Here is a 7,278-nt window from a genome sequence, read left to right as displayed (position 1 = left end):
GCTTTTGTCCGATGGGTGTGCAACGATTGTTGTGTAGCGACTGCTCAACTGAGGAGCCGGATGCGGGAATTCCGCACGTCCGGATCTGTGGGAACCACGGGTGAGCAATCACCCGTGGTCACCCGGCGGCAATCGCCTTAAGGGTGAAGCCGTGCAGGCGCAGGGCGGCTGGATTGATGTCGATGACCAGGCCATCGGGGTCCGCGAGCATCAACCCGTCGGTCATGCTCTGGAGGATCGCCTCGCGGGTGTCGTGGGCCTCGCGCAGGGCCTCCTCGGCGCGCTTGCGCTCAGTGATGTCGAGCCAGGTCAGCAGGACCAGATCCTCGCCGCCGCTGGTAACGCGATCGCCTGAGCTGAGGAATGTCCGGGCCTCGCCGGACTTCGTCAGCAGCGTTTGCTCCCGGTTGCGAACCCTGCCTTCGGTCTGCAGCGCGTTGACGAAAGGGCTGCAGTTCAGGCCTCAGGATACTCAGGCGCGCGCCTCGCCTGCCTTGCGCAGCGCGAACCGTGCCGCGACCGGACCGATCAGCTCGAACACCACGGTGGTGCCGAGCACGGTCGGCAGGATGATGTCTTCCAATGACGGAAAGGCCTGCGCGGCGACCAGGGCGAGTCCCAGCGCGACGCCAGCCTGCGGCAGCACCGCGATACCGATCCAATTATAGAGACGCGGTGGGGCGCCGCTGATGCGGCCGCCGAGCTGGGCGCCGAGGTACAAACCGGCACTGCGCATCAGGATATAGACCACCCCCAGCAGGCCGATCGTGGCGAGCGCGTCCAGATGCAGCGATGCCCCGGCGAGCAGGAAGAACAGGATCAAGTAAGGCCACTCGATCCCCTCGATCGCCCGAAACGGTCGCTTGTGATGGGCCGCGAAGCTCGAGACCAATGCCCCGAGCGTCATACAGGCGAGGATGTAGGAGACCTCGGCCCAGAGCGCGAGACCGGCGCACAGCAGCACGAAGCCGAGCGCCTCGGCCTGGGTCGGCTCGCCACGCGCGACCCGGCCGGTCAGATAGGCCATGGGCAGCGCGAGCAGGGCGCCGAGCGCGAGCGCGCCGAACAGCTCCCAGAGCGCCGACAGCAGGACTCCGCCCGCGCCGCTCGTCCCGGCGACGCCTTCGGCGATGCTCAGCAGCACACTGAACAGGATGATGCCCCAACCGTCGTCGATCGCGACGATGCCGAGCAGGGTGTCGGTGAACTCGCCTTCTGCCTGGCTCTCATGGACGACATCGAAGGTCGCGGCCGGTGCCGTTGCCGGCGCGATTCCGGCCAGCAGCAGTGCGGCCTCGAGCTGCACCCCGAGCAGGAGCAGACCGACGAAGACCAGCAGCGCGGCCAGTGCCACCTTGCTGGTCGCCAGGATCAGCACCCGCCGGCCAAGGCGGCGCAGCGATTCCGGCTGGATGCTTTGTCCGATCAGGAACCCGATCATCGCCAGCGCCAGATTGGTCAGCACCGGGAACCACTGCTCGGTGAAGTCCGGCAGCAGGTCCAGCACCTCTGGACCGACCAGGATGCCGGCCAGCAGCAACAAGGTGACGCGCGGCAGGAAGGTATGCCGGCCGAGGAAATCGGCACAGAGGCCGATCAGGAAGATGCCGCCGACCGTGAGCAGGATTGGCACCGCGCCGTTGGCGCTGCTGGCTTCGTTCATCTCATCTGTCCCTTGTATCGGTTATCGCCTGAGGCGCTGATCGATCGAGTGGTCGCTTCAGGCCGCAACGGGCTCGATTGGCTCCCTGTGCCCTTCCGGCCATTCGCAGTCCAGCAGCGCCCCGCGCAGCGATAGCAAGCTCGATAAAGACATCACGGCAATGCGCATGCCGACCGATCATAACCGGTGCCGCCTCGCGGCATTCGGCGGCCTCCCGTTGGCGTCTCGCGTCATCACCGCCATCTCGCCTGATCGCGGCAACCCGCGGTGGCCCTAACATTGCTAAGGCGATTGCCGGAAAAGCTCGTACCGAATTGCGCAGGATTGTCGTTTGCCTTCGAGGAGCGTCGCCGGGAGCATAGCCGGGCTATGTGACCGGCGGCGCGACGAAGAAGGCGAGCGAAAAGACCAGCAAGGCGGTATGAGCTTTGACAGAAATCGCCTAAGAGCTGATATTGCAAAGCGATGACACCAGCTGGAACCGCGCCGCGATGGAGGCCCCATGATCCCAACCACCGGACTGCTACTGACCGACCTCTACGAGCTTGCAATGCTGGAGGCCTATTTCGCCAGCGACATGGAGGACGAAGCGGTGTTCGAGTTCTTCGTTCGCGAGCTGCCGGTCGGATACGGGTATTTGGTCGCGGCCGGGATCGAAGATGTGGCCGAGCTGGTCGAACACGCCCGATTTACCGACGCTGAGCTCGACTGGATGACTAAAAGCGGCCGCTTTGGCGCGGCCTTCGTCGACCGATTGCGCGATTTTCGCTTCACCGGGAGTCTGGATGCGATGCCCGAAGGCACGCTGTTCTTCCCGGATGAGCCGGTATTGCGGATCACCGCACCGCTCGCGCAGGCGCAGCTGCTCGAGACCCGGATCATCAATCTGCTCCAGTATCCGATTCTGATCGCGACCAAGGGGAGCCGCTGTGCAACCGCTGCCGCAGGGAAACAGCTGGTGGACTTCGGTCTGCGCCGGGCGCACGGCGCCGAGGCCGGACTGCTGGCAGCGCGGGCCTGCTATCTTGGTGGCTTCGATGGGACCTCGACGGTGCTGGCGGCACCGCGTTACGGCATCCCGATCTACGGCACGATGGCGCATTCGTTCATCGAGGCCCACGACGACGAGCTTGCCGCATTCGAGCATTTCGCTCTCGCCCGTCCCGAAGGTCTGGTCCTGCTGATCGACACCTATGACACCGAGGCCGCAGCGCGCAAGCTTCTCGGGCTGGCGCCACGGCTGGCCGAGCGGGGCACCGCGATCCAGGCGGTCCGGATCGACAGCGGCGATCTGGCCGAGCACGCGCGACGGGTCCGGCGCATCCTGGACGCCGGCGGACGCTCCGAGATCCGGATCTTCGCAAGCGGCGGGCTCGATGAGCATCAGCTGCAAGCGTTGCTGGACGCAGGTGCCCCGATCGACGGTTTCGGGGTCGGCAGCAAGCTCGATACCTCGGCCGATGCACCCTATCTCGATTGCGCCTACAAGCTCATGGAATACGGTGGTCGTCCGCGACGCAAGCATTCCGAGGACAAGTCGACCTGGCCGGGGCGCAAGCAGGTCGTGCGCCGCTTCGATGAGAACGGGAAGATGGCCGGCGATCAGATCCAGCTCGCAGAGGAGCCGGTCCAGGACGAAGGCGAGGCGCTGCTGCAACCGATCATCCAGCAGGGGCGTCGGATAGGGCGGCTCGGCACCCTCGAGGAAGCACGGGCGCGACGCTCGGATCAGGTCGCCCGGCTGCCTTCGGCGCTGCGCCGCCTCGATGCCGAGCCATCCTACCCGGTCTCGGCCTCCGACTCGGTTCGCGAGCTGGCCCGGGAAGCCGACGCCTTCATCAAGCAACAACGAAATCCCGGTCAGCGCGAGCTCAAGCGGCTCAATCGATAACCTCCGACGCAATGGCTTCCAAACGCCGAACGCCGTCGGCAAGCGCCAGGTCAGAATGCAGCGCAACGGCCTGGCTGGGCTGGGGGCGGCGATGGTTCAAATCAGCTACCGAAGGGTCTTTTGAACCGGCCTCGAGGCGACTGCGAGCGGCATGCCGGTCGTGGCTGAAACAGGGGGCAGGGGGCTGAGGGCGACCGGCTGGAGCCGGAGTGCCTTCGTGTTGGATCGGCGCTGGCGCCTGCGCCGGTGCCTGCGCCGGTACTGCTGGGAGCTTGTGCACAACGGGCCGGTGTCCGAAACCTTGGGCGGCAGAGCCCGGAACGAATACTGCAAAGTCGATAGCGAGCCCGAGCCGCCTAGCGGGAGTGGCTGCCTGGCCGGCTCGGATGGCAGTTGCTAAGGCGATTTCTGTCAAAGCTCATACCGCCTTGCTGGTCTTTTCGCTCGCCTTCTTCGTTGCGCCGAAGGTCACATAGCCCGGCTATGCTCCCGGCGACGCTCCTCGAAGGCAAACGAAAATCCTGCGCAATTCGGTACGAGCTTTTCCGGCAATCGCCTAAGCAGCGTTCCGAAAGGGGTCAATCGATGATTTCACCGCGCGAGACGATCGAGGTCGGCGTGCCGATCGAAGGCGGCGAGCTGCCGGGCTTTCTCGACCTCCCACAGCAGGCGAGCGGCCTGGTTCTGTTTGCCCACGGCAGCGGCAGCAGTCGCTTCAGCCGTCGCAACCAGGCCGTGGCGGACGTGCTCTACCGCGGCGGTATTGCGACGCTGTTGTTCGATCTGCTCACGCCCAACGAGCATGAGGTCGACCAGCACACCGCTGAGCTGCGCTTCAACATCTCGCTCCTAGTCGAGCGCCTCGTGCGCGGGGTCGACTGGGCCACGGCTGATCCACGCACCTCCGCGCTGCCATTGGGGCTCTTTGGGGCAAGCACCGGTGCTGCAGCCGCGCTCGGGGCGGCGGCGCAACGACCGCAGCCGGTGCGAGCCCTGGTCTCACGTGGCGGGCGCCCGGACCTTGCCGGCGAGGCGCTTGCGGAGGTCGAGCAGCCCACGCTGCTGATCGTCGGGAGCCTGGACCAGCAGGTGCTCGAGATGAACCGCAGCGCGGCGCGCAAGATGCACATCGAGCCGAAGATCGAGATCGTTCCCGGCGCCAGCCATCTGTTCGAGGAGGCAGGCAAGCTCGATACCGTCGCATTCCTCGCCCGTGACTGGTTCCTGGAGCATTTTTGAGGCGATTCCCTCTTCGAGTATGCCCATTTTTACGGTGTGCCCATTCGTCCGGTATCCAAATGGCGTGCTGCATCAGGCGATGGCCCGCTGAGGAGGGCTGCGATGACCATCCATAACCAAGAGATCGCTGATCGGCTCGAGCGCGCAGCCGATCTGCTCGAGATCGGGGGCGGCAATGCCTATCGCGCGCGGGCCTATCGTCAGGCCGCACAGACCATTTCGGGGCTGTCGCAGAGCGTCGCCGATCTGGTCGCGAACGGGGACGATCTCACCGAGCTGCCGGACATCGGTCAACGCATGGCCGAGAAGATCGCGACCCTCGTCGAGACCGGTGAGCTGCCTCAGCTCGACGAGCTCAAGGAGACGCTGCCGGCCCAGCTCAGCGAGCTGATGCAGCTCTCCGGGCTGGGCCCGAAGCGTGTCAAGGCGCTGTATCAGGATCTTGGGGTCGAGAACCTCGACGACCTCAAGCAGGCCCTCGAAGCGCACCGGGTCCGCGAGCTCGAGGGCTTTGGCCGCAAGACCGAGGAGACGATCGCCGAGCATCTGGCGCGGCGACAAGGGCAGGAGCCGCGCACGCGGTTGATGGAGGCCGAGGAGATCGCTCAGGCCCTCGCCGCCGACCTGCGCGCGGTCGATGGGGTGCAGGATCTTGCGATCGCGGGCAGCTTCCGGCGCCGCAAGGAGACCGTGGGCGACCTCGATATCCTGGTCACTGCCGTCGAGGACTCGCCGGTGATGGCCCGCTTCACCGGGCATGAAGAGGTGCGCGAGATCGTCTCGCAGGGGGAGACCCGGTCCACCATCGTGCTCCGTTCCGGCATGCAGGTGGACCTGCGCCGGATGCCGGAGGCCGCCTATGGCGCCGCGCTGCACTATTTCACCGGCTCCAAGGCGCACAACATCGCGGTGCGCCGGATGGGGATGGAACGCGGGCTCAAGATCAACGAATACGGTGTCTTCCGCGATGAGGAGCGCATCGCCGGGCGGAGCGAACAGGAGGTCTATGCCAGCGTCGGGCTGCCCTATATCGAACCGGTGCTGCGCGAGAACCGTGGCGAGATCGAGGCCGCGCAGGAGGGGAGCCTGCCCGAGCTGGTCGAGCTCGACGCGATCCGCGGCGATCTGCACTGCCACACCCGCGCCAGCGATGGTCACGAGAGCCTGCGCGCGATGGCAGAGGCCGGGGCCGAGCGCGGTTATCAGTACCTGGCGATCACCGATCACACCCAGAACCTGACCGTCGCGGGAGGGCTCGACGAGCGGCGCATGAATGAGCAGATCGACCGCATCGATCGCCTCAACGACACGCTCGGCGATCGGATCAGGGTACTCAAGTCGGCCGAGGTGGACATCCTGGCCGACGGCTCGCTGGATCTGCCCGACGCGATCCTCGAGCGGCTCGATCTCTGCGTCTGCTCGATCCACGACAAGCTGGACCTGTCCCGCGAGAAGCAGACCGAGCGCATCCTGCGAGCGATGGATCATCCGAGCTTCTCGATCCTCGGCCATCCGCGGGGGCGCCTGATCGGCAAGCGCGATCCCTATGAGCTGGACCTCGAGCAGGTGCTTGCCGCGGCGGCCGAGCGCGGCTGTTTCCTGGAGGTCAACGCCCAGCCCAAGCGGCTCGACCTCAGCGACACCGACTGCCGCCTCGCCAAGGAGATGGGCGTCAAGGTCGCGATCTCGACCGACGCGCACAGCCGCGCCAACCTCGATTACATGCGCTTCGGTGTCGATCAGGCCCGGCGCGGTTGGCTCGACGCCGAGGATGTGGTCAACACCCGCTCACTCGAGGCGCTGCGTAAGCTGCTCGAGCGCCCCTGAGCATCCAGCGCGATCCAGCCTGCTCACCGGTCGCCGCAAGCGGTACCGGATCGTCTGTTACCTTTGAGCGGGCCGTGCTGACCCGCTGCGCAAAGAAGTAGTGGGTCAATCGGTGAAGAAGTAGCGCTCGAAGCCGAAGCGATAGGTCTTATCGCCCGGTTCTGGGGTAATGGCGAAATTGAAGGTGATCGGCTCGCCATTGCGCACCGATAGCACACCAAGATGGTAGACATCCTCGTCGGCTCGATGGGTGCGCATCTCGACATTCTCGGCCGTCTCCTCCTCCGATCGTGTCACCGTGACCCGGACCTCCGCCTCGACTGGGTCGGTGGGGGTCGAGCCATCCGCCTTCTGTACCGAGACGGTCACCAGCGCCTTCTCGTTGCTGCGCTCGATCTCGAACTTGTCGGCGACCTCCTGCGCGAGGAAGTCGGTGCGCACCGCATTGGCATGGGCGACATAGTCCCCGAGCTGCCAGGTCTGCTCGGCGATCTGCAGGTCGGCGCCCTGGACCGGGCGCAATGCCGCGATGAGAACGCATAGCACCATTAAGACCGTTGCCACGATGCGTTGCGTCGCCCACCGGTGTTCGGCGCCGCAGGAGCTCCCGGACAACAGGCGGTTGAGGGGTTGGCGGGGGCGGGCCTGGTCGTAGAAG

At 65.7% G+C, this 7,278-nt stretch carries 6 protein-coding genes; 3 read left to right on the top strand and 3 right to left on the bottom strand.

Annotated features, from left to right (window positions below; all coding sequences use genetic code 11):
* Positions 1 to 118 precede the first annotated feature (118 nt).
* Both CKO40_RS25535 and CKO40_RS23120 read right to left on the bottom strand, forming a co-directional pair.
* Positions 119 to 391 (bottom strand): PAS domain S-box protein, encoded by a 273-nt coding sequence (locus CKO40_RS25535; RefSeq protein ID WP_420827410.1) that lies wholly within the window; start codon positions 389 to 391, stop codon positions 119 to 121.
* Positions 392 to 472: 81 nt separating this feature from the next.
* Positions 473 to 1,663: a cation:proton antiporter gene (locus CKO40_RS23120; protein ID WP_200348816.1), complete on the bottom strand. Its 1,191-nt coding sequence runs from the start codon at positions 1,661 to 1,663 to the stop codon at positions 473 to 475.
* 502 nt (positions 1,664 to 2,165) lie between these two features.
* Here CKO40_RS23120 and CKO40_RS23115 point away from each other — a divergent pair.
* The 3 genes from CKO40_RS23115 (at position 2,166) to polX (ending at position 6,620) form a co-directional block, all read left to right on the top strand.
* Positions 2,166 to 3,554 carry a nicotinate phosphoribosyltransferase gene (locus tag CKO40_RS23115; protein ID WP_200348815.1) on the top strand — a complete coding sequence of 463 codons (1,389 nt, stop codon included), beginning with the start codon at positions 2,166 to 2,168 and terminating at the stop codon, positions 3,552 to 3,554.
* 585 nt (positions 3,555 to 4,139) lie between these two features.
* Positions 4,140 to 4,793, top strand: coding sequence for a dienelactone hydrolase family protein (locus CKO40_RS23110; protein WP_200348814.1), 654 nt, complete (start codon positions 4,140 to 4,142; stop codon positions 4,791 to 4,793).
* Between the two features lie 102 nt (positions 4,794 to 4,895).
* Positions 4,896 to 6,620, top strand: coding sequence for a DNA polymerase/3'-5' exonuclease PolX (polX, locus tag CKO40_RS23105; RefSeq protein ID WP_200348813.1), 1,725 nt, complete (start codon positions 4,896 to 4,898; stop codon positions 6,618 to 6,620).
* A gap of 105 nt (positions 6,621 to 6,725) precedes the next feature.
* Here polX and CKO40_RS23100 read toward each other — a convergent pair.
* Positions 6,726 to 7,278: DUF4426 domain-containing protein (locus CKO40_RS23100; RefSeq protein ID WP_207173824.1), on the bottom strand; the 553-nt coding region annotated here is incomplete at its 5' end.

The organism is Halochromatium glycolicum (assembly GCF_016584085.1).
GTDB classification, from domain to species: Bacteria; Pseudomonadota; Gammaproteobacteria; order Chromatiales; family Chromatiaceae; genus Lamprobacter; species Lamprobacter glycolicus.
Note: the sequence above shows the minus strand (reverse complement) of the source record. Positions and strands in the feature narration are given on the sequence as shown.

Excerpts from the sequence above, each read along its gene's own strand:
- polX (WP_200348813.1), top strand. The coding sequence starts at position 4,896 with ATGACCATCCATAACCAAGAGATCGCTGATCGGCTCGAGCGCGCAGCC.
- CKO40_RS23115 (WP_200348815.1), top strand. The coding sequence starts at position 2,166 with ATGATCCCAACCACCGGACTGCTACTGACCGACCTCTACGAGCTTGCA.
- CKO40_RS23120 (WP_200348816.1), bottom strand. The coding sequence starts at position 1,663 with ATGAACGAAGCCAGCAGCGCCAACGGCGCGGTGCCAATCCTGCTCACG.
- CKO40_RS23110 (WP_200348814.1), top strand. The coding sequence starts at position 4,140 with ATGATTTCACCGCGCGAGACGATCGAGGTCGGCGTGCCGATCGAAGGC.